Raw genomic sequence first — 24,755 nt, forward strand, 5'->3', positions numbered from 1 at the left:
GATGAACCGAACCTATCGACGAAGGACGGCCCTGGCCGCGGGTCTCGTCGCGGCGACGATCGTCGCGGCCACAGGCTGTAGCGGCGCCACCCAGAACACGGGTGGCGGCTCCTCGGCCACCGACGCCGCCGAGCTCACCCTCACGCCGACGACCCCGGCGGCCAAGGGTGAACTGGCGAACGCGGACTGGCTCCTGGAGGACGAACCGGACTCGCTCGACCTGGACACCCAGGGCTCCAGCGCCGGCCGCGTCGTCCTCACCAATGTCTGCGAGCGGCTCTACCAGCTCCAGCCGGACATGTCGACGAAGCCCCTCCTCGCGGAGAAGGCCGATACGCCCGACGACAAGACCCTCGTCCTGACGCTGCGTCCCGGCGTCACCTTCCACGACGGCACCCCGATGACCGCCGACGACGTGCTGTGGAGCCTGGAGCGGCACGCCGACCCGGACATGGAACAGGGCGACGAGTTCGGCAACGTCGCCGCGATGAGGAAGACCGGCGACCGGCAGGTCACCATCACCTTCAAGGCGCCGGACGCCATGTTCTTCAAGGCCCTCGCCGGTGACGCGGGCATCGTCTGGAACAAGGAGCAGGTCGAGAAGGCCGGCAAGGACTTCGGCACCCCGGGACAGACCGACGCGTGCACCGGCCCGTACCGGCTGGGCGACTGGAAGTCCGGCGACTCGATCTCCATCGAGCGCTACGACGCCTACTGGGGCGAGAAGCCGCTGACCGAGCGGGTCACCTTCCGCTGGGCCTCCGACAGCGCCATGGTCAACGCCCTGACGACCGGGGCCGCCGACGGCGCGTACGCCGAATCGCCCAACACCGCGGCGGCCCTCGGCGGCAAGAAGGGCATCGAGAGGCACTACGGCCCGTCCACCGGCACCCTCGTCCTGATCCCGACCGGGCGCGGCGGGCTGAAGGACCCGAAGATCCGCCGGGCGCTCTCCCTCGCCCTGGACCGCAAGGGCATCGCCGCATCCGGCTACGGCTCCATGGTCCAGCCGTGGGGCACCCCGGTCGGCTCCGGCGCATGGGGCTACGAGAAGGACACCTTCGAGGCCGCCCAGAAGGACATCGCGTACGCCCCCGACAGCCCGGACGCCGACGATCTCGCCGACGCCAAGAAGCTGGTGAAGGAGGCGGGCGGCGGACCCGGCGAGCCGGTCGTGATCGGTACGGACGCCAGCCAGGGCCGCACCGTCGTCGCCAACGCCGTGCGCGCGGCGCTCCAGCGGATCGGCCTCACCGGGCAGATCAAGACGGTGCCGACCTCGCAGTTCGAGCAGTTCTACAGCGACCCCTCGGCGCGCGGGGAGATCGACGTACTCGTCGGTGACTGGTACATCTCCAAGGCCGACCCCATGGGCTTCTACGACAACGCCCTCTCCGACTCCTCCAACAACTGGGTCGGCTTCAAGGACGCCGCGTACGACGCCAAGGTGAAGAAGGCGCTCTCCACCCTCGATGACGCCGAGCGGGCGAAGCTCGCGGTGGAGGTCCAGAAGACGTTCACCGACGCGGCCGTCTGGATCTCGGTCGCCCAGGTCCCGTCCGTCCTCGTCCTGAACGACAAGCTGACGGGACCCCCCGCCTCCATGGCCTACCTCTACTACCCGTGGGCCGCCGGGCTCGGCAAGAAGGGCTGACCCGATGCTCGCCCGGATCTCCCGGCGCCTGGCCGGACTGCTGGCCACGCTCCTCGCCGCCTCGTTCGTCATCTTCGCCGCCGTCTACGCCGCCCCCGGCGATCCGGCCGTCTTCCTGGCCGGCGGGCGCGACAAACTCACCCCGGAGAAGCTGGAACTGGTCCGTGCCCAGTACCACCTCGACGAGCCGCTCGTCGTGCAGTACGGACGCTGGCTCGGCGACTGCCTCCACTTCGACCTCGGCCGGTCGTTCAAATACAGCGACCAGGTCGCCGATCTGCTGGCCGCCCGCTTCCCGACGACGCTCGCGCTGGTGGCGTACGCGACCGTGCTGTTCGTCGTCCTCGGAGTCGGCGCCGGAGTGCTCGCCGCCGTCCGGCGCGGGACCTGGGTCGACTCGACCGTCGTCGGCGGCACCACCCTGGCCGCCTCCGTCCCCTCGTTCGTCTCGGCCATCGCGCTGGTCGCGCTGTTCGGCGTCCAGCTCGGCTGGTTCCCCGTCACCGGCGGCGGGGAGGGGATCGCGGGCACCCTGCACCATCTGACGCTGCCCGCCCTGTCGTTGGCGCTCGGCGCGCTCGCCCTGATCAGCCGGGTCACCCGGCAGTCCATGGCCGACGCGGGCGCCGCCGACCATGTGGAGGTCGCCCGGGCCTCCGGCGTCCCGGAGCGGGAGATCGTCGTACGGCACGTCCTGCGCAACGCGCTCGGGCCGATCGTCACCATGTGCGGCCTGGTCATGGCGGGCATGCTCGCCGGCACGGTCGTGGTGGAGACGGCGTTCGGGATCAGCGGCATCGGCTCGCTGCTCGTCGGCGCGATCAACACCCACGACTTCCCCGTCGCCCAGGCCGTACTGCTGCTCATGGTCACCGGCTACATCGTCGTGACCACCCTCGTCGACCTGGTGCACCCGCTGCTCGACCCCCGTGTGAAGGAGGCCGCCGCATGAGCGCCCTCACCCTCGCCCCCGTGCGCGTCGGGAAAGAGGCACGCCGCCCGGTGAGCGTCATGATCGCGGGCGCGGTCCTCGTGCTGGTGATCCTCGCCGCCGTCCTCGCCCCGGTCCTCGCCCCGTACGCCCCCGACGCCATCGACCTCTCCGCATCGCTCGTCGGCACCGGTGGCGAGCACCTCCTCGGCACCGACTCCTCCGGGCAGGACCTGCTCTCCCGGGCGCTGTACGGAGCCCGCACCAGCCTCATCGCGCCGATCCTGCTGCTCGCCATCGCGGCGCTGCTCGGCGTCGTGCTCGGCACGCTGGCCGCCTGGCGCGGCGGCTGGGTGGACACCCTGGTCTCCCGGCTGACCGACGTGATGTACGCCTTCCCCGGGCTGCTCTTCACCGTGATGATCATCGCGGTCTTCGGGGCCGGCATGACGACCTCCGTGCTGGCGCTCGGACTCGCGTACACCCCGACCGTCGCCAAGTACACGCGCTCCGTGGCACTCGCCGAACGCCGCAAGCCGTACATCGACGCCTACCGGGTCCAGGGCATGGGCGGTGCCCGCATCTGCGCCCGCCATCTCGTGCCCAACCTCGGCCGGTCCGTCATCGGTTACCTGGTGGTGCTGTTCGGCGAGGCGCTCATGTCGCTGGCCACGCTCTCCTACCTGGGGTTCGGCGCCCAGCCGCCCAGCTCCGACTGGGGACTCATGGTGCAGGAGGGCCAGGCCGCCGTCGTCCAGGGCGCGCTCCTGCCCGCCCTGGTGCCCGGCTTCGCCATCGCGCTGGTCGTGGTGTCCTTCAACGTCGTCGGGGTCTGGGCCGCCGACCGACTCGGCAGCAGGAGGTAACCGCATGCTCCTCGACATCGAGAACCTCACCGTGGAACTCCCCGGCACCGCCCGGCCCGTGCTCACCGACGTGACCCTGCGGGTGGCGGCCGGGGAGGTGGTCGGGCTGGTCGGTGAATCCGGCTCCGGGAAGTCGACGACCGCCCGGGCTGCCCTCCGTACGCTCCCCGAGGGTGCCGCCGTCTCCGGCTCCGTACGCGTCGACGGCACCGACGTCCTCGCGCTGCGCGGCGAGGCGCTGCGTGCCCACCGGGCCCGTACGGTCGCGATGGTCCACCAGGACCCCCGCTCCGCGCTCAACCCGGTCCGCCGCATCGGCGACTTCCTGGTGGAACGGCTCGCCGGCAGCGGCCTCGACCGGAAGGCGGCCCGGGCCCGGGCCGTCGAACTCCTCGGCACGGTCGGCCTCCCCGACCCCGGACGCCGGGTCCGCCAGCGCCCCCACGAGCTCTCCGGCGGCATGCTCCAGCGCGTGGTCATCGCGGGCGCGCTGGCCGCCGACCCCCGGTTGCTGCTCGCCGACGAGGCCACCAGCGCCCTGGACGTCACCACCCAGGCCGAGATCCTCGCGCTGCTCCGCACCCTGCGCGCCGAGCGGAGCCTGGGCCTCCTCTTCATCACCCACGATCTGCACCTGGCCGCCGCCTACTGCGACCGGGTGTACGTCATGTACGCGGGCCGGGTCGTCGAGGAGCAGGCCGCCGGGGCCCTCTTCGACCGGCCCCGCCATCCCTACACGAAGGGCCTGCTGGCCTGTTCGCCGACGCTGGGGGAGCCGGAGCGGGAGATCCGGCCGATCCCCGGCCGTCCGCCGTCGCTCGCGGACACCTTCGGCGGCTGCGAGTTCACGGACCGCTGCCCGGACGCCGAACCGGAGTGCGCCACCTGGCGACCCGAGCCGGTGGTCCTGGACGGCGGAGGCACGGCGGCCTGCCGCCGCCTTCCCGTCCTCACGGGGCCCGGCCAGGACAAGAGGAGCGCCCGATGACCACGACCGCACATGACGACGCGCCCCTGCTGGCCGTGGACGGGCTGCGCAAGACGTACGCGCTGCCCGGCGGCGGACGGCACACCGCCGCCGACGCGGTCACCTTCACCGTCCCGGGCGGCGGCTCACTGGGGATCGTGGGGGAGTCCGGGTCGGGCAAGACGACCGTGGCCCGGATGCTGGTGGGCCTCGTACGCCCCGACGCGGGCACCGTCTCCGTCTCCGGCCGGCCGCGCGCCCCGCGCACCCCGCGCGGACGGACCGCCCGGCTGGCCAGGGCCCGGGAAATCCAGATCGTCTTCCAGGACCCGTACGTCTCCCTGGACCCGCGCCTCACCGCCCGCCGGTGTCTGACCACGGCCCTGCGGCTGCACGGCCGGGACGAGACGCTCGCCGACGGCCTGCTCGACCAGGTCGGACTCGGGCCCCGGGAGGCAGGGGCGCTGCCGCACGGCCTCTCCGGCGGCCAGGGCCAGCGCCTGGCCATCGCGCGGGCCCTGGCGGTGGACCCCAGGGTGCTGGTCCTCGACGAGGCCGTCGCCGCGCTGGACGTCTCCATCCAGGCGCAGATCCTCTCGCTGCTGGCCGAGATCCGGCGGGACACCGGGGTCGCGCTGGTCTTCGTCAGCCATGACCTGGCGGTCGTTCAGCACATCACGGACGAGGTGCTGGTGATGCGCCGCGGCACCGTGGTGGAGCAGGGTCCGACGGCCGGCGTACTGGCAGCCCCGCAGGACCCCTACACCCGGCTGCTGCTGGCCTCGGTGCCCAGGGAGGGCTGGGATCCGTCGGACGCCGTCAAGGCCCGGGCCGCCACCGGCCTCTGAGACCGAGCGGAAAAAGGCAGGAGCCCCGCTCCTCCGCCGAAGCGGAGGAGCGGGGCTCCTTGGGTACTGCGTGAACGACCGCGATCGGCCGACCCGGGCAACTAGGCCGGGGTGACGTTCTCAGCCTGCGGACCCTTGGGTCCCTGAGTGACGTCGAAGTTCACGACCTGGTTCTCCTCGAGAGAGCGGAACCCGGACGCGTTGATCGCGGAGTAGTGGACGAAGACATCCGGGCCGCCGCCGTCCTGGGCGATGAAGCCGAAGCCCTTTTCAGCGTTGAACCACTTGACGGTTCCGGTAGCCATAAGCCCTCCTTGGGCCAAAGGGTTGCCCTGCTCCAGAACCTGCAAACAAGTCTGAAAACTACAAAAGCCTGCGGGTTACATGCTCCGCAGGCTCTGTACTGCAAGGGAAACCAAACTGCAACTTGCGGGCGAGCCTAGCACGCAGTCCTGGCCCGGCGGTAGAGGGAAAGATCACTTCACCCGGAGGTTTGATATCGGTGCCGTCCGGCTGACGAACGAGGGGTCCGGTAAGGGCTCCGGCGAGGGATCCGGTAAGGGCTCCAGGGGCTGTCCGGGTGCCCCGATGATGCCTCCCCGATGGAGCGGGTCTAGCCTCGCGATGTGGACAATTCAACCGTCTCTCCCCTCGAAGGCGACGACCCTCGCATCAGGCCGCGCGTCGGCCATATCCAGTTCCTCAACTGCCTCCCCCTCTACTGGGGCCTGGCACGGACCGGAACTCTCCTCGACCTGGAGCTCTCGAAGGACACCCCGGAGAGGCTCAGCGAGCAGCTGATCAGGGGCGATCTCGACATCGGCCCCGTCACCCTCATCGAATACCTGCGCAACGCCGACGACCTGGTCGCGCTGCCCGACATCGCGGTCGGCTGCGACGGGCCCGTCATGTCGTGCGTGATCGTGTCGCAGCGGCCGCTGGACCAGCTCGACGGCGCCCGGGTGGCGCTCGGCTCGACCTCGCGCACCTCTGTGCGCCTGGCTCAGCTGCTGCTCGCCGAGCGCTACGGAGTCACGCCCGAGTACTACACCTGCCCGCCCGACCTCGGCGTGATGATGCAGGAAGCGGACGCGGCGGTGCTGATCGGCGACGCCGCGCTGCGCGCCAATCTGCATGACGCTCCCCGGCTGGGGCTGCAGGTCCATGACCTGGGGCAGATGTGGAAGGACTGGACGGGGCTGCCGTTCGTCTTCGCCGTCTGGGCGGTCCGCAAGGAGTACCTGGCCACGCACCCCCTCTACGTGGAGGCGGTGCACAAGGCGTTCCTGGCCTCGCGGGACCTCTCCCTGGAGGAGGTCGCCAAGGTCGCGGAGCAGGCGGCACGCTGGGAGTCCTTCGACGCCGAGGTCCTGGAGCGCTACTTCACCACGCTGGACTTCCGCTTCGGGCCGGACCAGCTGGCCGGGGTGCGCGAGTTCGCGCGCCGGACAGGAGCGTCCAGCGGCTTCCCCGTGGACGTGAACGTCGAACTGCTCGGAGACTGACGCGACGGCGGCGGGAACGGCGGCGGAATGAGGGAATCCCCTTCCGTTCCCGGCCGCTCCCGGAAGGGCGTGGGCGCTTTATCGGGCCGTGCGCCCTGAGCGTTGCCCGGCATTGCCGTTCCGGTGAATATGGGGTGAATAGGGTGCCGAATTGGGGCGACGTCCAGGGATTGGCGGCTTTGTGTCCCGGTGCCGCCGCGACGGGCAACGCATTCACGCCTTCCGGTGAGTGGGAATCCGCTCCCGGGGCGCTCTTCTCGTCCCTGTCCGCCCTTTAGGCCCTGTCCGGCCGATCGCGCCTGTCGCCGTACGGATCACAGGCGCCTGGCCACATCGGCGGCGGCCACCCGTACGTCCGCCGCGAAGGTCCGCAGCTCCTCCGGGGCGACGACGAATGTGAGCGCGGAGACCGACACGGCACCCACCGGGTACCCCTCGCTGTCGAGCACCGGCACGGCCAGCGAACAGATCGCCTGCTCGTGCTCCTCGTAGTCGATCGCGTAGCCGTCGGCGCGTGCCGCCGCCAGCTTCTCCTCCAGCGCTCGCCGGCCGGTCACCGTCCTCGCCGTCAGGGCGACCAGCTTCGTGGTGTCCAGCAGGGCCGCGGCCTCCGGCTCCGGCAGGCGGGACAGCAGTGCCAGGCCGGCCGCGGTGGCGTGCAGCGGCAGCCGCATCCCGACTTCGGTCGCGATGCGGTACGCCCGGCCCGGGTCGACCTTGTGGGTGTAGGTCGCGTGGTCACCGTTGAGGACCGCGAGATGGACCGTCTGCCCCAGACGCTGCTGCAGCGTCCGCAGTACCGCCCCGATGCCGACGGTGTCCTCCGACAGCACCCGTGCGGCCATCGCCTGCAGCCGCACACCGATGCCGTAGCGCCCCTCGCCGTCCGGAACGGCGTATCCCTCGGAGATCAGTGTGCCGAGGATGCGGTGAGCGCTCGCCTTGGAGACGCCCGAGCGTTCGGCGATCTCCCCGAGCCGGTGCGGTGCCTCCGGCTGGGCCAGCGCGTCCAGCACGCGCAGCGCCTTCGTCACGGAGTTGCCGGCGGATCCTCCCGGGACTTGAGTCCCGGAAACTGCCTTGTCGCCATCCATTGTCTCTCCGGTTACCTCTCCGCTAACGTCATGCCAGTCCGCTCCTCGGAACGGCAATCTATCCCACGGAACGCGGGTGGGGGGTGTCCGGTCACTCGACGGGCCCTCACATCCCAAGCCCAAGGCGGTTGTTCATGTCCGCGCCCCATCACGAGCCACCCCGATACGACCTGGTGATCGGTGGCGGCCTGCTGGTCGATCCGGACCAGGGCGCGCCCACGAGCGGCGATGTGGCCGTCCGCGACGGACGCGTCGAGGCCATCGTCGCCCCCGGCAGCGCCGACACCCGGTGTGCCGACTACCTCGACGCCCGCGGACTGCTGGTCACTCCAGGGCTCATCGACCTCCACGCGCATGTCTACGACGGCCGGACCGGCCTGGGCACACGGGCCGACACGGTGGGCATCGACACGGGTGTCACCACCCTTGTCGACGCCGGCAGCGCAGGCAGTGACTCCTTCGCCCACTTCGGCGAAACCGTCGCCGCCACCTGCCGCACCCGGGTTCTGAGCTGGCTGAACATCTCCCGGCACGGTCTCACCCAGGGCAGCCGGGAACTCGCCGGGAGCGACAGCGTCCAGCATGCCGCGACGGTCGACACGATTCTCGGAAACCCGGAAACCATCCGCGGCGTCAAGATAAGGATGAGCCGCTCGGTGGTCGGCGACAACGGCCTGGAACCACTGCGCGCGGCCAAGCGCGTCACCGCCGAGATCGCGGCCGCCACCGGCCGGCCCTTTCCGGTGATGGTGCACGTCGGAAACGCTCCCCCCGCGCTCGGTGACGTGCTCGACCTCCTGGAGGAGGGCGATGTCGTCACCCATGCCTTCCACGGAAAGCGCGGCGGGCTGTTCCCGGACGCCGGGCAGGGGCCCATCCCGCAGGCACTCGCGGCACTGCGGCGCGGAGTCCGTTTCGACGTCGGACACGGCAGTGCCAGCTTCTCCTTCGCGACCATGGAGCGCGCGCTCGAAGCCGGCATCGGGCCGCACACCATCAGCACCGACATCCACCAGCAGAACGTCGCGGGACCCGTACACAGCCTCACCACCACCATGACCAAACTGCTCGCCGTCGGCCTCTCCCTCAACGAGACGGTACGGGCCACCACTTCAGCCGCCGCCGGGACCATCGGCCTCGCCGCGGAGCTGGGCACCCTGGCGGTCGGCTCCGTCGCCGACCTCACCGTCCTGGATCTCGCCGAAGGCGCCACCCGCCTCGTCGACGCCGAGGGCGCGACACGTACGGCCGATGCGCTGCTGACGCCGGTGGCCGCGGTGCGGGCCGGCGTCGTTCACGACATCCGAAAGGCCACCGAATGACCGGCACCCCCCACAGCTCCACACCCGTGCGCCGGATACTGGCCCTGCTGGCCGAGGACACGGACATCGCCGAAGCGGAAGCCGCCGACGCCCAGGAGCTGCTCACCGCCGCCGACCTCTACGCGAGCGACCGGGGCATCGCGATGAACGACGTCCGCCGGCTGGCCCTGGCCGCGCACGGCCTGGCCTTCGTCCGGCGGGTACGCGCACACGAATATCCGCCGGAACTCGACCGGGGCCTGTACGACGAGGTCGGCGCGGAGCGGTTCGAGGAGGTCCGGAGCCTGCTCACCGCCTACTGCGCGGATCGCGCACACACCGTCACCGATCCTGAGGTGCTGCTTCTCACCCTTCATTTCGAGGCGGCTCTCCAGGAGGATTCGTCGCCTCCGGGCCACCGCGTCTGAGCTCGCGCGGACCGTGACCAACCGCCAACCCGACAGGAAAGAAAACGATGTCAGACACTGTGAAGATCGTCATCGGCAACAGGCTCGGCAAGGGCCAGGCGGTCGCCGAGGGCGTACGGAAAGCCGGACTCGAACCCGTCCTGATAGCAGGCCCGGGTGCCGACATGAAGGTCGGTGACGTGATGGCGGCGGAAGGCGCCGTCCTCGGTCTCAGTTTCTGCGGCAGCGGCGGCGCCGGTGCGGTGACCGCCAAGGCGAAGTACGGGCACAGCATCGAGTTCGGCATGCGCACCGCCGAGGCGGGGATCACGGCCATTCAGCAGGGCAAGCGGGTCCTCGGCTTCGGCTTCCTCGACACCGAGGAGCTCGGCTTCAAGATCGCCCAGGCGCTGCTGGCGGAGCTGGGCCGCGAGGCGGGAGGCGTCTGATGGACACCTCGGAGCACACGCTTCGGCTGACCGGTGCGGGACCGACGAAGGAGCGGGCCTTCGGGGCCGCCATGCGCCAGGTGCAGTCCGCGGCGACCGGCAAGGGCGACGGCGTCGCCTTCCGGGTCGAACCCGTGGCGCTGGAGGTGCTCTCGGCCGCTGAACACCGCAGGACGGAACGTTTCCTCGGAGTGCTCTTCGCCCGTAGGCGGGTCCACTTCGAGATCACCGTACGGGTCCGGGTGCGTGTCACCTCGCTCGACCTCGACAGCGTGGACTTCGCCGTACGCGAGGAAAAGCTGACTCCGACGCAGCACCTGCTGCACATGAGGTAGAGGCTCCGCCACTCCTGGCGAACACCGGTCCGGCACCAGCCACGCTCTTCGAGCCGAACCGCCGGACGGGGGCACCGCCATGCCCCAAAACCCTCATTCGAGGGCCCTGATGTCCCTCTGAAGTGGAACCGTCCATGAACGAAACACTCACCATTCTGCTGGAGTCGATCGTCATCGGGGCACTCGTCGGCTTCGGCGCCGGCGCCGGTGTGGCCCGTATGTTCCATGCGCCCAAGGCCCAGGGAATGGGCGCATTCCGTACCCTCGGCGAGCTCAACGCCTGCGAGAACGATCCGATCGCACACTTCTCCTTCGGATTCGGCTTCTTCTTCAACGCCTGGGCCAGCACCGTCGGCGCGGGCGCGCTCTCCGGTGACGTCGACCACCGGATCCTGCCGCACTGGGCGGCGTCGGTCTCCATGATCAAGAACCGCAACCTCGCCGAGACCCTGCACAACCCGCGACGGATGGCCTTCACCGGCGCCGGCGTCGGGATCGTCCTGATCTCCGTCCTCAACACCACAGCGGCGGCCATCCCGCACTCACTGCAGAGTGTGGCGGCCCAAGTCCTCGGCCCCGCCTCCGAATGGCTGCTCAATCCGGTCATGCCGATCATCTTCTGGATGGCCGCGATCGACGCCGGCCGGCGTACCGGGGCGTGGGGCACGGTCCTCGGCGGCCTGGCCCACATCGTCATGGGCAACGCGGTCCCCGGCATCGTGCTCGGCATCGTCGTCGGCAAGGGCCTCGACGACATGGGCTGGAACCGCGTCACCAAGAGCCTGACCACGGCGGTCATCGCGCTCTTCCTGGTCAGTGCCTTCCTGCGCGGCGTCGACATGCAACTGCTCCAGGAAATGAAGATCACCGTTCCTGGCTGGCTGAACCAGTTGCACGAGACGACCGGCACCACCGGACAGTGAAAGAGGCAGTGACGTGAGCACCACGGAAATCGGTATCAGTGATGACCCCCGGAGCGGCAAGGACGGCCGGCACCCCAAGCCGTGGGAAGGCGGCTTCTGGCTCTCCGAGTTCGCCTTCCCTCTCTTCGTCGCCGCTCTCGCGTCCGGCATCTTCGCCGGGACCCACCTCTACTACACCTACCAGACCGGCGTGTTCAACGAGGTGGCGGTCGTCGCGCTCCTCAAGGCCGGTATGGAGAACGGCAGTTACGGCGCCGCCGCGGCCTTCGGGGCGGGATTCCTGTTCGCCAGGATCATCGAGGCGCCGATGGTCGGCATCCTCGACATCGGTGGTTCGCTCCAGACCGGTGTCGGCATCGGTATCCCCGCCATGCTGCTGGCGGGCGGGATAACCGCCCCGCTCGAGCACTTCTGGGTCGCCCTGCCGACCGGAGCCGTCATCGGCCTGGCCATCGGCTGGCTCGTCCTGCTGATCCGCAGGGTCACCGTCAACTCGGCGAACGCCGGCTCGACCTTCGGCGCCGACGTGATGATGGGCGCCGGCAACTCGGCCGGGCGTTATCTGGGGCCGCTCGTCATCCTCGCCGCCGCGACCGCCTCGATCCCCGTAGGCCTCGGATCGACCCTCGGAGCCATCCTCTTCTACTGGTGGAAGAAGCCGTTGACCGGCGGCGCCATCCTCGGCGCGATGGCCGCGGGGCTCTTCTTCCCTCTCACCGCCAAGTGACCCGTCCCCCTGTGCCCCTCCCGCACGGCCGGCGCGCACGACCGACCCGCACTGCATCCCGTAGGACAGAACCTGAGGAGCGGCCCGCCATGGGTGTGTACGAAGAACTGGGGCTACGGCCCGCGATCAACGCCAGCGGAAAGATGACCGCCCTGGGCGGCAGCGTCCTCGACGATGCCGTGGTGGCCGCGATGGGCGAGGCCGCCCGCAGCCATGTGGTGATGGACGACCTGCTGCGAGCCGCCGGACGGGTGATCGCCGATGCCACCGGTGCCGAGGACGGCTGCCCCACGACGGGAGCCGCATCGGGCATAGCCATCGCGGTCGCCGCGGTCGTGGCCGGATCGGAGCCCGCCCGGGTCGAGATGCTGCCGGACGCCGGTGGACGCCCGGACGAAGTGGTCCTGATGAAGGGGCACTCCGTCAATTTCGGTGCCCCGGTACGGCAGATGATCGCCATCGGGGGCGGCCGTGCAGTCGAGGCCGGTTCGGTGAACAAGGTGAGCCCCGCCCATGTGGAGGGCGCCATCAGCGAGCGCACGGCGGCCCTGCTGTTCATCCAGTCGCACCACACGGTGCACAAGGGCCAGGTCTCCCTCGCGGAGATGATCACGATCGGCCGGCGGCACGGCATCCCCGTCATCGTCGACGCCGCGGCCGAGGACGACCTGCGCCACTGGCCGGCCACCGGGGCCGACCTCGTGGTCTTCAGCGGAGGCAAGGCCGTCGGCGGGCCCACCTCCGGGTTCATCTGCGGCGCCGGCCCGCTGATCGAGGCGTGCCGGGCGCAGTACACCGGCATCGCACGGCCGATGAAGGTCGGCAAGGAGACCGTGGCCGGACTGCTGCAAGCCCTGCGGCAGTACGGCAACGACCCGGCGGGCGACGGTGGACGGGCGCGGATGGCCCGGCTCGCCGAGCGGCTCGGCGCTCTTCCCGGAATCACCGGGTCCGTGGAACAGGACGAAGCCGGACGCAACATCCACCGGGCCGTCCTGACGGTCGACCCCGCAGAGGCCGGACGGGACGCGCAGGCACTGGCGGAGGAGCTGGCCGCGGGGGATCCGCCGGTCTTCCTCCGTGACCACCAGGCGGGAACCGGACGCCTGTCGGTCGATCCCCGCCCCGTCACGCCCGCCGAGGAGGAGCAGTTGGCGCGCCGGTTCGCCTCGATTCTCGGCGCCGGCTGACCGCCGCCCGACCCACGCCAGTGACCATGCACTACACCGAGGAGCAGGACATCCCTACCGTAGAACGCCGACTCGTCGTGACCGAGAAGGCGGGGCTGCACGCCCGCCCCGCAGCGCTGTTCGCGCAGACCGCGGCACGATACGAGGCCGAGGTGACTGTGGCGCGGACGGGGGAGACCCCTGACCGCCCCGGTTCCGGCCGCGAGGTCTCCGCCCGCAGCGTCCTGTCGGTGATGACCCTCAACATCCGGTGCGGCGACGAGATCGTGATCCGTGCCCGGGGCGCGGACGGCTCCGCAGTCGTCGACGCCCTCGCGGCCATCGCCGCACCGGCCCCCGCCTGAGAGGAACACCTGTGACCACCGCCTTGACCCCTGCCGTACACGATGTCGTCGAGCAGCTGCGCGCGGCGCGCATCGTGCCGACCGTCCGGGCCGCCGACGCCGATTCCGCCGATGCCCTGGCCCGTGAACTCCTGGCCGCCGGTCTCACCACCTTCGAGTTCACCGCCACCACACCGGGCTGGCGGGAACTGGTCGCCGGCTGGACCTCCGACCATCCGCAGGCCGTGGTCGGCCTCGGCACCGTGACGTCGACGCACATCGCCGAACAGGCACTGAACGCCGGAGCCCGGTTCCTGGTCAGCCCCTTCCAGGTGCCCGAGGTACGGCCCGTCGCCGACGAGGCGGACCGGCTGTTCGTCGAAGGCGGCCTGACCCCCACCGAGCTGCGCGCTGCCGCGGACCGGGGCGTGGCCAAGCTCTTCCCCGCACACGTCGGCGGACTCGCCTACCTCACGTCGCTGCTGGCCGTGCTCCCCGGCGCCCGCGTCATGGCCACCGGAGGTGTGACGGTCGACACCGCGGCCGACTGGCTGGCAGCCGGCGCCTTCACGGTCAGCATCGGCAGCGACCTGTACCGGGGTGGCGACGTCAAGGCCAATGTGGCCAGGCTGCGGGCGTCACTCACGGCGTGACGTCCGGAAACGCTCTCTGTGGCCGGGTGACCCACAGCCCGTAGGCTGCCGTCGGAGTTCCGGACGGTACACAGGGGGAGACCGCATGCAGCCGCTGGAAGCCGGCGAACCGCACACCATCGGCGCCTACCGGCTGCTCGGCAGGCTCGGTGCCGGCGGGATGGGCCGGGTCTATCTGGGCCGCAGCGCGGGCGGACGTACCGTCGCGGTCAAGGTCGTGCACCCCCACTTCGCCCTCGACGAGCAGTTCCGCGCGCGGTTCCGCCGCGAGGTGGACGCCGCGCGGCGCCTGGGCGCGCGGTGGACCGCCCCGGTCCTGGACGCCGACCCCGACGCGGCCGTGCCGTGGGTGGCCAGCGGTTACGTGGCCGGGCCGCCGCTCTCCGACGCGGTCATCCGCCACGGCCCGCTGCCCGAGCACGCGGTACGGGCCCTGGGGGCGGGGCTCGGTGAGGCGCTCGACGCCGTACACGCGCACGGCCTGATCCACCGTGACGTGAAGCCGTCCAACGTCCTGCTCGCCCTCGACGGCCCGCGGCTGATCGACTTCGGTATCGCCCGTGCCCTCGGCGCCACCGTCTCCCTCACCTCCACCGGCGTCTCCGTCGGCTCGCCCGGCTACATGGCGCCGGAGCAGATCCGCGGCCTGGACATCTCCGGTGCGGCCGACGTCTTCTCGCTCGGCGCGGTCCTCGCCTACGCGGCGACCGGCACCGCGCCCTTCCCCGGCGACTCCTCCGCCGTGCTCCTCTACAAGGTGGTGCACGAGGAACCCGAACTCGGGGACATGGAGGGCGAACTGCGGGAGCTGGTCGCCGGGTGCCTCGCCAAGGACCCCGCCGCCCGGCCGGCCCCCGCCGAGCTGGCCCGCAGGCTCGCGCCGGGCGGGGCAGCCGCGCTGGTGGCACCGGGCTGGCTGCCCGGCCCGCTGGTGAGTGAGGTCAGCAGGTCTGCCGTGGCACTGCTGGACCTGGAGCCGCAGGACGCGCCGGTGCAGTCCGGGCCGGTGCCCTTCAGCAACCCGTCACTGGGGAGCCCGGCGCTCGGCGCCTTCGGCCCGCCGCTGCCGCCCCCGCCGTCCGAGCCGCCGGCCACCGCGGACACGTCCGGGGAGCGGGGCCCCGGTGCCCGTATCGCCGTCACCATGGACACCGGCCCGCAGCCCGGTACACGCCGGGGGCGGCGGGTCAGCTGCACCGTGGCACTGGCCGTCGCCGGGGCGCTGGCCGTGGTGACCGTCGGTGCCGCGACGCTGGGGGACCTGTTCACGGGCACCGGCGGGAACAACGACCACGGCAACGACGCCGCGCAGCAGCCGCCGTCGACGGGCCAGTCGGAGAAGCCGACGGGCGCCGCGTCGAAGCCCCCGGCGGCCACCGCGCCGGTCGGCGCACTGCCCAAGGCGTTCGCCGGTACGTGGAAGGGGTCCGCCACCGAACGCAGCGGAGCGCCGCACGGCACGGTCACCGCCGTCTTCGTCGAGGGGAAGAAGAGCGAGGAGGTGGTCCGGCTGACGTACCGGTTCGACGCACTCGGCACGACGGTCGTCTGCAAGGGCATCGGCACCCTCGTCTCCGGCACGGCCACCGAGCTGAAGATCCGGGAGCGCGCCGACCCGGACGCCCGCACCGGCACGCTGTGCACGGGCGGCGAGGCCGACCTGGTCTTCACCCTCACCTCCGACGACACCCTGCGCTACGAGTCCCACGAGGAGGCCGCGGGCACGCCCAAGGGCACGCTCAGCCGGTCCGGCGGCTGACCCCGGCGGGGGCTGGCGTACGCTGGCTCGGTCCGTAGATCCGTTGAAAAACCGCCGAAAGGTGATAGCCCGGTGACCGAGAAGGCCGACCTCCAGCCCATCCTCGACCGAGCCGCCGAAGGCGGCCGGATCACCCCGGAAGAGGCCCTCGACCTGTACCGGTCGGCGCCGCTGCACGCGCTCGGCTCAGCAGCCGACGCGCTGCGCCGACGCCGTTACGCCGGTACGGAGCACATCGCGACGTACATCATCGAGCGGAACATCAACTACACCAACGTCTGCGTCACGGCCTGCAAGTTCTGCGCGTTCTACGCGCCGCCCAAGGACACCGCCAAGGGCTGGTCCCGCGACCTCGACGACATCCTGCGCCGCTGCGCGGAGACCGTCGAACTGGGCGGCACGCAGATCATGTTCCAGGGCGGGCACCACCCGGACTACGGCGTCGAGTACTACGAGGAGCACTTCTCCGCGATCAAGAAGGCGTTCCCGCAGCTGGTCATCCACTCGCTGGGCGCCTCCGAGATCGAGCACATGGCCCGCATCTCGGGCGTCTCCGCGAAGGAGGCCATCGAGCGGATCCACGCCGCCGGTCTCGACTCCTTCGCCGGCGCCGGTGCCGAACTGCTGCCCGCCCGGCCGCGTACGGCGATCGCCCCGCTCAAGGAGTCCGGCGAGCGCTGGCTGGAGATCATGGAGATCGCGCACGGCCTCGGCGTCGAGTCCACCTCCACCATGCTGATGGGCACCGGTGAGACCAACGCCGAGCGCATCGAGCACCTGCGGATGATCCGCGACGTCCAGGACCGGACGGGCGGCTTCCGCGCCTTCATCCCGTACACCTACCAGCCGGAGAACAACAAGCTGAAGGGGCAGACGCAGGCCACGCTCTTCGAGTACCTGCGGATGATCGCCATCGCCCGGCTCTTCCTCGACAACGTCGCCCATATCCAGGGCTCCTGGCTGACCACGGGCAAGGAGGTCGGCCAGTTGTCCCTGCACTACGGCGCGGACGACCTCGGCTCGATCATGCTGGAGGAGAACGTCGTCTCGTCGGCCGGTGCCAAGCACCGCTCGAACCGGCTCGAGATCATCGACCTGATCCGCAAGGCGGGCCGCGTCCCCGCCCAGCGCGCCACGACCTACGAGCACCTGGTCGTCCACGACGACCCGGCGAACGACCCGGTCGACGAGCGCGTCGTCTCGCACCTCTCCTCCACGGCCATCGCGGGCGGCACGGCGCACCCGGAGCTGAAGCTCCTCGACGCCAACTGAGCGTGCTGACCGTTCACGCCGCGCCGCTGGTCCTCCCGGTCGGCGCGGCAGGAGTCCACGGCGGCGCGGTCGCGGTGGACGGCGACCGGATCGTGGCCCTCGGGCCGTACGACGCGGTCACGGCGGCGCACCCGGCTGCCCGGGTCCGCCGGTGGCCGGGCGTCCTCACGCCCGGCCTGCGCCAGTGGGACGGCGTCCCGCTGCTGACCCGCTGCTACCACCCCGACCCGCGCGAGGCCGACGAGCTCGGCGAACAGCCGCTGACCGGGGCGGACTTCGAGCGGCTGGCCGGACGGATGGACGAGCCCCGCCGGGCCGGCAGCGTACGCCGGGGGCTGCAGCGCATGCTGCGCCACGGCACCACCCATGTCGCGGGCCCGTTCGACCACCACGCCGTACGCACCGCTGTGGCCCGCTCGGGTCTCACGGCGGTCGCCGGCGCTCCCGGCGGCCTCCCGGGCGAGCCCGGCCTCGACCCCTTCGCCCGCGGCCGCGACCTGCCGGGCTCCGTGCACGCCCCCCTCACCGTCGGCGGCCGGGCCGACCTCGCGGTCTTCGACGTGGCCGACGAGGCGGCGCTGGTCGCGGAGGGCGCCGGGACCTGCGTCGCCACGGTGCTCGGCGGACGGCTGGTCCACCGGCGGCGCTGAGGGCGTCGCACCCGAGGGCCGGCGCGGTCACGGGACCGAGGGGCCGCCCAGGTACTGGCCGTTCTTGTCGTACGGCCAGGCGTTGGACGTGCAGCCCTTGAGTCCCTTGATCTGCTGCATCATCGCGGGGGCCGGCTTGCCGGCGCCGGGGCAGGTCTCGTGACCGTGCCCGAGCCAGTGGCCAACCTCGTGATTGATGATCAGCGCGCGGTACTCGGTCGCCGAACCGTCGAAGGTCGGCGAACCGAGCAGCCAGCGGTCCAGATTGACCATGACGTTCTTCCCACCGCGGCAGTTCACCTCGCCGCCGGTGTCCAGCCCGTACTGCCCGCAGAGCCGGTCGGTGGTCTTCGGTGTCCCTATCTTGATCACCAGCCCGGCCGAGTCGTCGTCGACCTGGGTGAAGGTGCGGGTCCCGCCCTTGCTCCAGCCCCGTGGGTCGGCGAGTATCTCCGCCACGTCCTCGGCGGCGCTGTCCGGGTCCACGCCGATGCCGTCCTCCACCTCCACGCGGTAGCGGCTGCCGCCGCCGGACGAGACGTCCTCGCCGGCCACGGTGAAGGTGCCGGGTCCCGACTTGGGCACGGAGTCCGGATCGACGGACTCCTCCGTGCTCGGCGAGGCCGTGGGGGACTTCGACACCTCGGGGCTCACCAGTGCCTTCGGTGAGGCCTTCACCTCCGGTGCGGCCGGCGTCGGCGACGAGGTGGTCCGGTCGGCCGCGACGGCCGCGCCGTCGTCCTGCCACGGTGGCTCGAGGTAGAGGAACGCCGCGGCGGCCGCCACCGCGACCACGGCCCCCGCGAAGGCGGCGCGCCTTCGACGCGTCCGTTTTCGGCGGGCCGCGGAGCGCTTCCGGGACTGTGCGCGCGAGGGCCGGGATCCCGGAGCGGGTGACCCGGCCGCGCGGCGGGAGCCGCCGGCGTTCCGTATTCGATGTGTGCCGTCACTGTGCATGTTTGAGTGATTATCCGTGCTCTCGGTGTGGTCGTCCAGGGCGGACGGATCATCCGCCCCGCACGCTGACCTGCTCTCGAGCACCGGGTGCCCGCCGTGACCGCGCGCCGTCCAGCACTCCGCTCTCCTTGCGCCGCGCGGGAGTTGCTGGGCGTCCGCCTGTGCGGCAAGCCCTTTCCTCCTTCGGTTGAGACGTCGTTCGGGGCGGTGCTGTTCCCGAAATCGAAGGCAATCGATGTGGAGGTGGTGCCCGGGGGCCGGCGGAGGCGGCCCGAGCCGCCGACGTGGCCACGCCGCCGCCGGTGACCGGGGGCGGGGCTGCTTCAATGGGAGGGTGACCCGAGCATCCCTGGACAAGCAGCCGCACGAAGTCGCCTCGATGTTCGACGACGTGGCGGCGAACTACGACCTCACCAATGATGTGCTGTCGCTCGGGCAGGCGCGGCTCTGGCGCAAGGAGGTCGCCCGGGCCGTCGACGCCCGCCCGGCCCAGAAGATCCTCGACCTGGCGGCCGGCACCGCCACCTCCTCGCAGCCCTTCGCGCAGGCCGGCGCCTATGTGGTGCCCTGCGACTTCTCGATCGGGATGCTCCAGGTCGGCAAGGCGCGCCACCCGTGGATGCCCTTCACCGCGGGCGACGGCACCAGGCTGCCCTTCAAGGACGAGACCTTCGACGCGGTCACGATCTCCTTCGGGCTGCGCAACATCCAGGACACCGGCGCCGCGCTGAGCGAGCTGTACCGGGTCACCAAGCGCGGCGGCCGGGTGGTGATCTGCGAGTTCTCCCAGCCGGTCTGGACGCCCTTCCGGACCGTCTACACCGAGTACCTGATGCGCGCGCTGCCGCCGGTGGCGCGGGCGGTGTCGTCCAACCCGGACGCCTACGTCTACCTCGCCGAGTCGATCCGCGCCTGGCCCGACCAGCCCGGACTCGCGACGCTGCTGCAGAAGGCGGGCTGGTCGAAGGTGGCCTGGCGCAATCTCACCGGTGGAGTGGTGGCACTCCACCGGGGCGTGCGCGTCTGAGGCCTTCCGGATTCAGAGTTCCAGCCGGAAGCAGTGAGCCTCCTGCTTCGACACCGGGGACGTGTACGTCTCGGCCTGCCGCATGCCGAGGCGTACGGCCACCGCCACCGAGCGGGCGTTCCGCGAGTTGATCATCGCGACGACCTCCCGCACCCCGAGCGCCCTTATCCGCTCCAGGGTGGCGCGCGCGGCGGCTGTCGCGTAACCGCGCCCCCACGCCGCCCTGCCCAGCCGCCAGCCGATCTCGATCTCGCCCACCGGACCGAACGACTCGTGCGGCCACGGCTGGGCGCCCGTGAAGCCGAGCACCTCACCGGCGTCGTCCAGGACCGTCCAGAGACAGTGGCCGCGCTCCGCGTCGTGCCGCCGCTGGCGGGCGGTCAGCTCCTCGTACACGGAGTACTCCGCCGAACGGCCCCCGTGGAACTCCATCACCTCCGGATCGTCGAACACCCGGTGCCAGGCCAGGGCGTCCTCGTCGGTGGGGACACGCAGATGTACGGACGGAGTCGAGTCAGGCACGAGCGGCATCGGGGAGCCCTTCGGAAGGTTGATCAGCAGGCACCCATAGACTGCACGCGACATGTGCCGCGCGGCACGCGAATTCGAGTCTTCGGGAGATCCGACCGTGACCGAGCCCCTCTCCGAGCACAGCGCGGACGTGATCGTCGTCGGAGCGGGCCCAGCCGGCTCCACGACCGCGTACCACCTCGCCAAGTCCGGACTCGACGTCCTCCTGCTGGAGAAGACGGCCTTTCCGCGTGAGAAGGTCTGCGGCGACGGTCTCACCCCCCGCGCCACCAAGCAGCTCGTGTCCATGGGCATCGACATCTCCGAAGAGGCCGGCTGGCTGCGCAACAAGGGCCTGCGCATCATCGGCGGCGGCTCCCGCCTCCAGCTGGACTGGCCGGACCTCGCCTCCTACCCGGACTACGGTCTGGTCCGCAAGCGCGACGACTTCGACGAGCAACTGGCCCGCCAGGCCCAGAAGGCCGGCGCCCGGCTGTACGAGCGCTGCAACGTCGGCGAGCCCGTCAAGGACGAGCGCACCGGACACATCACCGGCGTCCACGCCAAGCTCGGCGAGGAGAAGACCCCGGTCACCTTCCACGCCCCGCTCGTCGTCGCGGCCGACGGCAACTCCACCCGGCTCTCCCTCCACATGGGCCTGCACCGCCGCGAGGACCGCCCGATGGGCGTCGCGGTCCGTACGTACTTCACCTCGCCCCGCCACGACGACGACTACCTGGAGTCCTGGCTGGAGCTGTGGGACCGGCGCGGTGCCGAGGACCGTCTGCTGCCCGGTTACGGCTGGATCTTCGGCATGGGCGACGGCACGTCCAACGTCGGCCTCGGCATCCTCAACTCCTCGTCAGCCTTCAAGGAGCTCGACTGGCGCGAGGTGCTCAAGGCCTGGTGCGCGTCCATGCCGGAGGACTGGGGCTACACCCCGGAGAACATGACGACGCCGATCCGCGGCGCCGCGCTCCCCATGGCCTTCAACCGCCAGCCGCACTACACCAAGGGCCTGCTGCTCGTCGGTGACGCGGGCGGCCTCGTCAACCCGTTCAACGGCGAGGGCATCGCGTACGCCATGGAGTCGGGCCAGATCGCCGCGGACGTCATCGTCCAGGCGCACGCCCGCGCCACCCCGGCCCAGCGGGAGCTGGCCCTGCACAACTACCCGAAGATCCTCAAGGACACCTACGGCGGTTACTACACGCTGGGCCGTGCCTTCGTGAAGATGATCGGGAACCCGAAGGTCATGAAGATCGCGACGCAGCGCGGTCTGACCCACCCCGTCCTGATGAAGTTCACGCTGAAGATGCTCGCCAACCTCACCGACCCGACGGGCGGCGACGCCATGGACCGCATCATCAACGGCCTCTCGAAGGTCGCCCCGAAGGCCTGAGCCGACGGACCCCGGGGGCCGGCCCCCGGGCCCCGCCCCCGGCGGCCCGCCCTGCGATAGGTTCGGGCGCATGGGGGCTACAGAGGTACGGACCACCGGGGCACGGACCGCCAGGGCATGGACCGCCCGCGGCTGGCGACGGCTCGGCGCGGCCGGGTCGGCGGCGGTCGCACTGGGCGGCTGGGCGGTCGGCACGCTCCCGGCCCACGACCCATGGGGCCTGTGGGTCTCCCATGGGACCGCTGTGACCGCCGTGGGCTACGCCCTGGCGTACGGCGGGCTGACGGTGCTCGTCGTCGCCTGGTGGCTGTACAGGGGGGCGGGAGCCTCCGTACGCGACACCCTCGTCACCCTCGCGTGGTGGGCCGCCCCGCTCGTGCTGGCGCCGCCGCTCCACAGCGCCGACGTCTACAGCTACATCGCGCAGGGCGCGATGGTCCTCGAAGGGCATGACGTCTACAGCGTGGGCCCGTCCGTCCTCGACCCCGGCGGGCCGGGCGGCGACGCCGCGGCGAGCGTCGGCGGGCACTGGACCGACACCCCGGCCCCGTACGGGCCGTTCTTCCTCCTCCTCGCGCGCGGCGTGGCCTGGGCGACGGGCGGCACGATCGTGCCGGCCGTGCTGGGGATGCGTCTGATCGCCCTGGGCGCGCTGGTGCTCATCGTGTGGGCCCTGCGCGGTCTCGCCCGGGAGCACGGCCGCGACGAGAGCGCCGCCCTGTGGCTCGGGGCACTGAACCCGCTGCTGCTCATCCACGTGGTCGGCGGCGTCCACAACGACGGGCTGATGACCGGCCTCATGCTGGCCGGCGCGCTGCTCGCCCTGCGCGGGAGGTGGATCGCCGGATCGGCGCTCGTAGGGCTCGCCATGATGGTCAAGTCGCCCGCCGCGGTGGCGCTGCTGTTCGTCGGCGTCGTGGTGGGCCGGGCCGCGAGCGGTCCGGCCGTACGCAGGGTGGCGAAGGGGCTGCTGGCCCCGGGGCTGGTCGCCGGGGCGGTCGTCGTCGGCGTGACGTTCCTCGGCGGCACCGGCTTCGGCTGGCTCGGGACCCAGAGCGTCGCGGGGCGCATCCACACCGCGCTGTCCCTCAGCAGCGACCTCGGCCTGGGCCTGGGCGAACTCCTGCGGCTGCTGGCCGGAACCGACCCGGATCCGGTCAAGTCCGCCGTACAGAACCTCGGCCTGCTGGTCGCCCTGCTGCTGATCGCCCGCCTGGCATGGCAGGCGGCGGCCGGGCGTACGGAACCCGTCCGCGCCCTGGGCCTCGCGCTGCTCGCCCTCGTCGCGCTCTCGCCGATGGTGCAGCCCTGGTATCTGCTGTGGGCGACGGCGGTGATCGCCGCCACCGCGAGCGGCGGCCGGGCCGTGGGCGCGGTGACCGTGCTGTCGGCCGCGCTCGTCTACGAGACGCAGCCCAAGGGCTCGACCCCGCCGTACGGCTTCGTGCTGGCCGCCATCGTGTGTGTGGTGGGGCTGGTGCTCCTGCGCAGGGAGAGGGCCGACGAGGAACGCGGCCACGTGCCGGGCCCGCGCCTGCCGGCGGAAGCCGCCGTGGAGGCGGACGCTCCCACGGCACGATGACGGGCCGTCACTCCGAGCGGAGGAGTGACGGCCCGCGGTCGTGCTCAGGCGTGCGGAGCTTGTGAATCAGAGAACGCGGACGGCGCCCGACGGCGGGTCGTAGTCCAGGGACTTCTGCACGACGCCGGTGCTGGAGTTCTGCGCACCGACGAACTGGCCGTCGCCCACGTAGACCCCGACGTGGTACGCGCTGCCGGCACCGCCCCAGTACAGGATGTCGCCGGGCTGGAGGTTGTCGAGGGAGACCTGGGTGCCGGCCGTCGACTGATCCTGCGAGACGCGCGGCAGGTCGATGCCGACCGAGCCGAAGGCGGCCTGGACCAGACCCGAGCAGTCCCATGAGTTCGGGCCGGTGCCGCCGGAGACGTACGCGTCCCCGATCTGGGACTGCGCGAACGCGATGACGGAAGCGGCGGACCCGGTGGCGTTCGAGGACGACACCGAGGAGGAGGACGAGTCCGAGGAGCCGGAGGGCGCGCTGAGTGTGGTGCGCTCGGCGGTGCGGGAGGCGCGCTCGGCGGCCTCCGCCTTTGCCTCGGCGGCTGCTTCGGCCTTCTTCTTGGCCTCTGCCTTGCGGACCGCCTCGGCCTTGGCCTTCTTGGCGGTCTTGGCCGCGGTGATGGCCGCGGCCTCTTCGTGCGCCTGCGTCTCGAGGTCGAGCGCGACTGCCTGGGTTGCCTGCGCGGACGCGGCGACGGAGGTCGAGAGCCCGGCGGTGATCGTGGGCATCTCGATGGTCTGGGTGACCGGTTCGGCCTGGGCCGGACCGGCGGCACCCGCGACCGCGATGGTGCTGAGGACGCCACCGGCAACTCCTGCCCGCAGCGCCGTCTTCGAGGCGCTCTGGCGGGGCTTCCGGTGGCTGGGTATGTGAGCGGTGTGGGACATAGGTACTAGCGCTATCAGGGCTGTAGGGGTCCCATCAAGAAACGTGTGTTGCGACACAGTTACGTTCGGAATCTATGAATCCGCTTATTGGGGGCCTTTATTGACGCCCTAACGGGCATAACGGGCGCGGCCGTGTACCGCTGTGATCACGGCGTTCTTTCAATACGCCCGAATTGCCCGTCGCTTACCATCCGTTCACACGGTTGGCCAAGCCCGCTTTTATTGAAGCGGGCATGGAGTGAGGCAGGTCACAGTGTGGCTCTCCCGTGAGAGGCAACCGCGCGGACGCGTGCTGCGTGCGGAGCGGGGGGTGGCAGCCACCTCCCGGCGGGGTGACCTATTGGCGAGTCATGTCCGTTTCCATGGCCACCCGTCGGCGGCCCGGCGGTCCGTCGACTCCGGCCCCGGCTGATCGCTCCCTCCCACCCCGCGCGTCCGGGGGTGCGCGCCGGCCCCCTCGGTCCGTCGGCTGCCCGGAAGTTAGTGAATGCGTGCGCATTGTCCACATCGGTACCGGAGGCCCCTCTTCCGGGTG

At 71.3% G+C, this 24,755-nt stretch carries 26 protein-coding genes; 21 read left to right on the top strand and 5 right to left on the bottom strand.

The window, feature by feature from the left end:
• The first annotated feature begins 1 nt into the window (after nt 1).
• Genes ACIREO_RS09810 through ACIREO_RS09830 form a run of 5 tightly spaced genes read left to right on the top strand, consistent with a single transcriptional unit; the run spans nt 2 to nt 5,266 of the window.
• Nucleotides 2-1,654, top strand: coding sequence for an ABC transporter substrate-binding protein (locus tag ACIREO_RS09810; RefSeq protein WP_404107054.1), 1,653 nt, complete (start codon nt 2-4; stop codon nt 1,652-1,654).
• Between the two features lie 4 nt (nt 1,655-1,658).
• Complete coding sequence (locus ACIREO_RS09815; RefSeq protein WP_404107056.1) at nt 1,659-2,606, top strand: ABC transporter permease; 948 nt, start codon at nt 1,659-1,661, stop codon at nt 2,604-2,606.
• Nucleotides 2,603-3,451: an ABC transporter permease gene (locus ACIREO_RS09820; RefSeq protein WP_404107058.1), complete on the top strand. Its 849-nt coding sequence runs from the start codon at nt 2,603-2,605 to the stop codon at nt 3,449-3,451. Before ACIREO_RS09815 ends, ACIREO_RS09820 begins: the two co-directional genes overlap by 4 nt.
• Before the next feature lie 4 nt (nt 3,452-3,455).
• Nucleotides 3,456-4,439 carry an ABC transporter ATP-binding protein gene (locus ACIREO_RS09825; RefSeq protein ID WP_404107060.1) on the top strand — a complete coding sequence of 328 codons (984 nt, stop codon included), beginning with the start codon at nt 3,456-3,458 and terminating at the stop codon, nt 4,437-4,439.
• The gene (locus ACIREO_RS09830; RefSeq protein WP_404107062.1) at nt 4,436-5,266 is read left to right on the top strand and encodes an ABC transporter ATP-binding protein; all 831 of its coding nucleotides are present in this window, start codon (nt 4,436-4,438) and stop codon (nt 5,264-5,266) included. The genes ACIREO_RS09825 and ACIREO_RS09830 overlap by 4 nt, the downstream gene beginning before the upstream one ends.
• A 101-nt stretch (nt 5,267-5,367) precedes the next feature.
• Here the strand turns inward: ACIREO_RS09830 and ACIREO_RS09835 are convergent, their stop codons facing one another.
• On the bottom strand, nt 5,368-5,571 hold the full coding sequence (locus ACIREO_RS09835; protein ID WP_003967102.1) for a cold-shock protein: 204 nt from the start codon (nt 5,569-5,571) through the stop codon (nt 5,368-5,370).
• A 321-nt stretch (nt 5,572-5,892) separates the two neighbouring features.
• On the opposite strand from ACIREO_RS09835, the gene ACIREO_RS09840 reads away from it, so the two are divergent.
• The gene (locus ACIREO_RS09840) at nt 5,893-6,771 is read left to right on the top strand and encodes a menaquinone biosynthetic enzyme MqnA/MqnD family protein (protein ID WP_404107064.1); all 879 of its coding nucleotides are present in this window, start codon (nt 5,893-5,895) and stop codon (nt 6,769-6,771) included.
• Between the two features lie 314 nt (nt 6,772-7,085).
• On the opposite strand, the gene ACIREO_RS09845 is transcribed toward ACIREO_RS09840, so the two are convergent.
• Nucleotides 7,086-7,805: an IclR family transcriptional regulator gene (locus ACIREO_RS09845; RefSeq protein ID WP_404107065.1), complete on the bottom strand. Its 720-nt coding sequence runs from the start codon at nt 7,803-7,805 to the stop codon at nt 7,086-7,088.
• Between the two features lie 194 nt (nt 7,806-7,999).
• On the opposite strand from ACIREO_RS09845, the gene ACIREO_RS09850 reads away from it, so the two are divergent.
• The 12 genes from ACIREO_RS09850 (at nt 8,000) to ACIREO_RS09905 (ending at nt 17,854) form a co-directional block, all read left to right on the top strand.
• Nucleotides 8,000-9,187, top strand: coding sequence for an amidohydrolase/deacetylase family metallohydrolase (locus ACIREO_RS09850; protein ID WP_404107067.1), 1,188 nt, complete (start codon nt 8,000-8,002; stop codon nt 9,185-9,187).
• Entirely contained in the window at nt 9,184-9,594 is a 411-nt protein-coding gene (locus tag ACIREO_RS09855; protein WP_404107069.1) for a hypothetical protein, read from the top strand. The genes ACIREO_RS09850 and ACIREO_RS09855 overlap by 4 nt, the downstream gene beginning before the upstream one ends.
• A gap of 47 nt (nt 9,595-9,641) precedes the next feature.
• Nucleotides 9,642-10,022 carry an SFCGS family glycine-rich protein gene (locus ACIREO_RS09860; RefSeq protein WP_404107071.1) on the top strand — a complete coding sequence of 127 codons (381 nt, stop codon included), beginning with the start codon at nt 9,642-9,644 and terminating at the stop codon, nt 10,020-10,022.
• The gene (locus tag ACIREO_RS09865) at nt 10,022-10,357 is read left to right on the top strand and encodes a DUF4312 family protein (protein WP_404107073.1); all 336 of its coding nucleotides are present in this window, start codon (nt 10,022-10,024) and stop codon (nt 10,355-10,357) included. The genes ACIREO_RS09860 and ACIREO_RS09865 overlap by 1 nt, the downstream gene beginning before the upstream one ends.
• Nucleotides 10,358-10,491: 134 nt before the next feature.
• Nucleotides 10,492-11,280: a DUF4311 domain-containing protein gene (locus ACIREO_RS09870; protein WP_404107075.1), complete on the top strand. Its 789-nt coding sequence runs from the start codon at nt 10,492-10,494 to the stop codon at nt 11,278-11,280.
• A gap of 13 nt (nt 11,281-11,293) precedes the next feature.
• Entirely contained in the window at nt 11,294-12,007 is a 714-nt protein-coding gene (locus ACIREO_RS09875) for a DUF4310 family protein (RefSeq protein WP_404107076.1), read from the top strand.
• Nucleotides 12,008-12,096: 89 nt separating this feature from the next.
• Nucleotides 12,097-13,197 carry a DgaE family pyridoxal phosphate-dependent ammonia lyase gene (locus tag ACIREO_RS09880; RefSeq protein ID WP_404107078.1) on the top strand — a complete coding sequence of 367 codons (1,101 nt, stop codon included), beginning with the start codon at nt 12,097-12,099 and terminating at the stop codon, nt 13,195-13,197.
• Nucleotides 13,198-13,223: 26 nt separating this feature from the next.
• Nucleotides 13,224-13,541, top strand: coding sequence for an HPr family phosphocarrier protein (locus ACIREO_RS09885; protein WP_404107079.1), 318 nt, complete (start codon nt 13,224-13,226; stop codon nt 13,539-13,541).
• An 11-nt stretch (nt 13,542-13,552) separates the two neighbouring features.
• On the top strand, nt 13,553-14,173 hold the full coding sequence (locus tag ACIREO_RS09890) for a bifunctional 4-hydroxy-2-oxoglutarate aldolase/2-dehydro-3-deoxy-phosphogluconate aldolase (protein WP_404107081.1): 621 nt from the start codon (nt 13,553-13,555) through the stop codon (nt 14,171-14,173).
• A gap of 85 nt (nt 14,174-14,258) precedes the next feature.
• Nucleotides 14,259-15,932 carry a serine/threonine-protein kinase gene (locus ACIREO_RS09895; RefSeq protein ID WP_404107083.1) on the top strand — a complete coding sequence of 558 codons (1,674 nt, stop codon included), beginning with the start codon at nt 14,259-14,261 and terminating at the stop codon, nt 15,930-15,932.
• A gap of 72 nt (nt 15,933-16,004) precedes the next feature.
• Entirely contained in the window at nt 16,005-17,204 is a 1,200-nt protein-coding gene (mqnC, locus tag ACIREO_RS09900; RefSeq protein WP_404107085.1) for a cyclic dehypoxanthinyl futalosine synthase, read from the top strand.
• A 2-nt stretch (nt 17,205-17,206) separates the two neighbouring features.
• On the top strand, nt 17,207-17,854 hold the full coding sequence (locus ACIREO_RS09905) for an imidazolonepropionase-like domain-containing protein (RefSeq protein ID WP_404107086.1): 648 nt from the start codon (nt 17,207-17,209) through the stop codon (nt 17,852-17,854).
• A 27-nt stretch (nt 17,855-17,881) separates the two neighbouring features.
• Here the strand turns inward: ACIREO_RS09905 and ACIREO_RS09910 are convergent, their stop codons facing one another.
• Nucleotides 17,882-18,811: a DUF3152 domain-containing protein gene (locus tag ACIREO_RS09910; protein ID WP_404107088.1), complete on the bottom strand. Its 930-nt coding sequence runs from the start codon at nt 18,809-18,811 to the stop codon at nt 17,882-17,884.
• Nucleotides 18,812-19,145: 334 nt separating this feature from the next.
• Between ACIREO_RS09910 and ACIREO_RS09915 the strand changes: the two genes are divergently transcribed.
• A complete protein-coding gene (locus tag ACIREO_RS09915; protein WP_404107090.1) occupies nt 19,146-19,838 on the top strand; it encodes a demethylmenaquinone methyltransferase in 693 nt (230 codons plus the stop codon).
• 12 nt (nt 19,839-19,850) lie between these two features.
• Here ACIREO_RS09915 and ACIREO_RS09920 read toward each other — a convergent pair whose 3' ends face one another.
• On the bottom strand, nt 19,851-20,369 hold the full coding sequence (locus ACIREO_RS09920) for a GNAT family N-acetyltransferase (protein ID WP_404107092.1): 519 nt from the start codon (nt 20,367-20,369) through the stop codon (nt 19,851-19,853).
• Between the two features lie 97 nt (nt 20,370-20,466).
• On the opposite strand from ACIREO_RS09920, the gene ACIREO_RS09925 reads away from it, so the two are divergent.
• Nucleotides 20,467-21,750, top strand: coding sequence for a geranylgeranyl reductase family protein (locus ACIREO_RS09925; protein WP_404107094.1), 1,284 nt, complete (start codon nt 20,467-20,469; stop codon nt 21,748-21,750).
• A 70-nt stretch (nt 21,751-21,820) separates the two neighbouring features.
• Nucleotides 21,821-23,332 carry a polyprenol phosphomannose-dependent alpha 1,6 mannosyltransferase MptB gene (gene mptB / locus ACIREO_RS09930; protein WP_404107095.1) on the top strand — a complete coding sequence of 504 codons (1,512 nt, stop codon included), beginning with the start codon at nt 21,821-21,823 and terminating at the stop codon, nt 23,330-23,332.
• A 66-nt stretch (nt 23,333-23,398) separates the two neighbouring features.
• On the opposite strand, the gene ACIREO_RS09935 is transcribed toward mptB, so the two are convergent.
• Nucleotides 23,399-24,220: a C40 family peptidase gene (locus ACIREO_RS09935; RefSeq protein ID WP_404107097.1), complete on the bottom strand. Its 822-nt coding sequence runs from the start codon at nt 24,218-24,220 to the stop codon at nt 23,399-23,401.
• Between the last annotated feature and the right edge of the window lie 535 nt (nt 24,221-24,755).

It is taken from the genome of Streptomyces sp. NPDC102441 (assembly GCF_044765585.1).
In the GTDB taxonomy this organism is placed as follows: Bacteria; Actinomycetota; Actinomycetes; order Streptomycetales; family Streptomycetaceae; genus Streptomyces.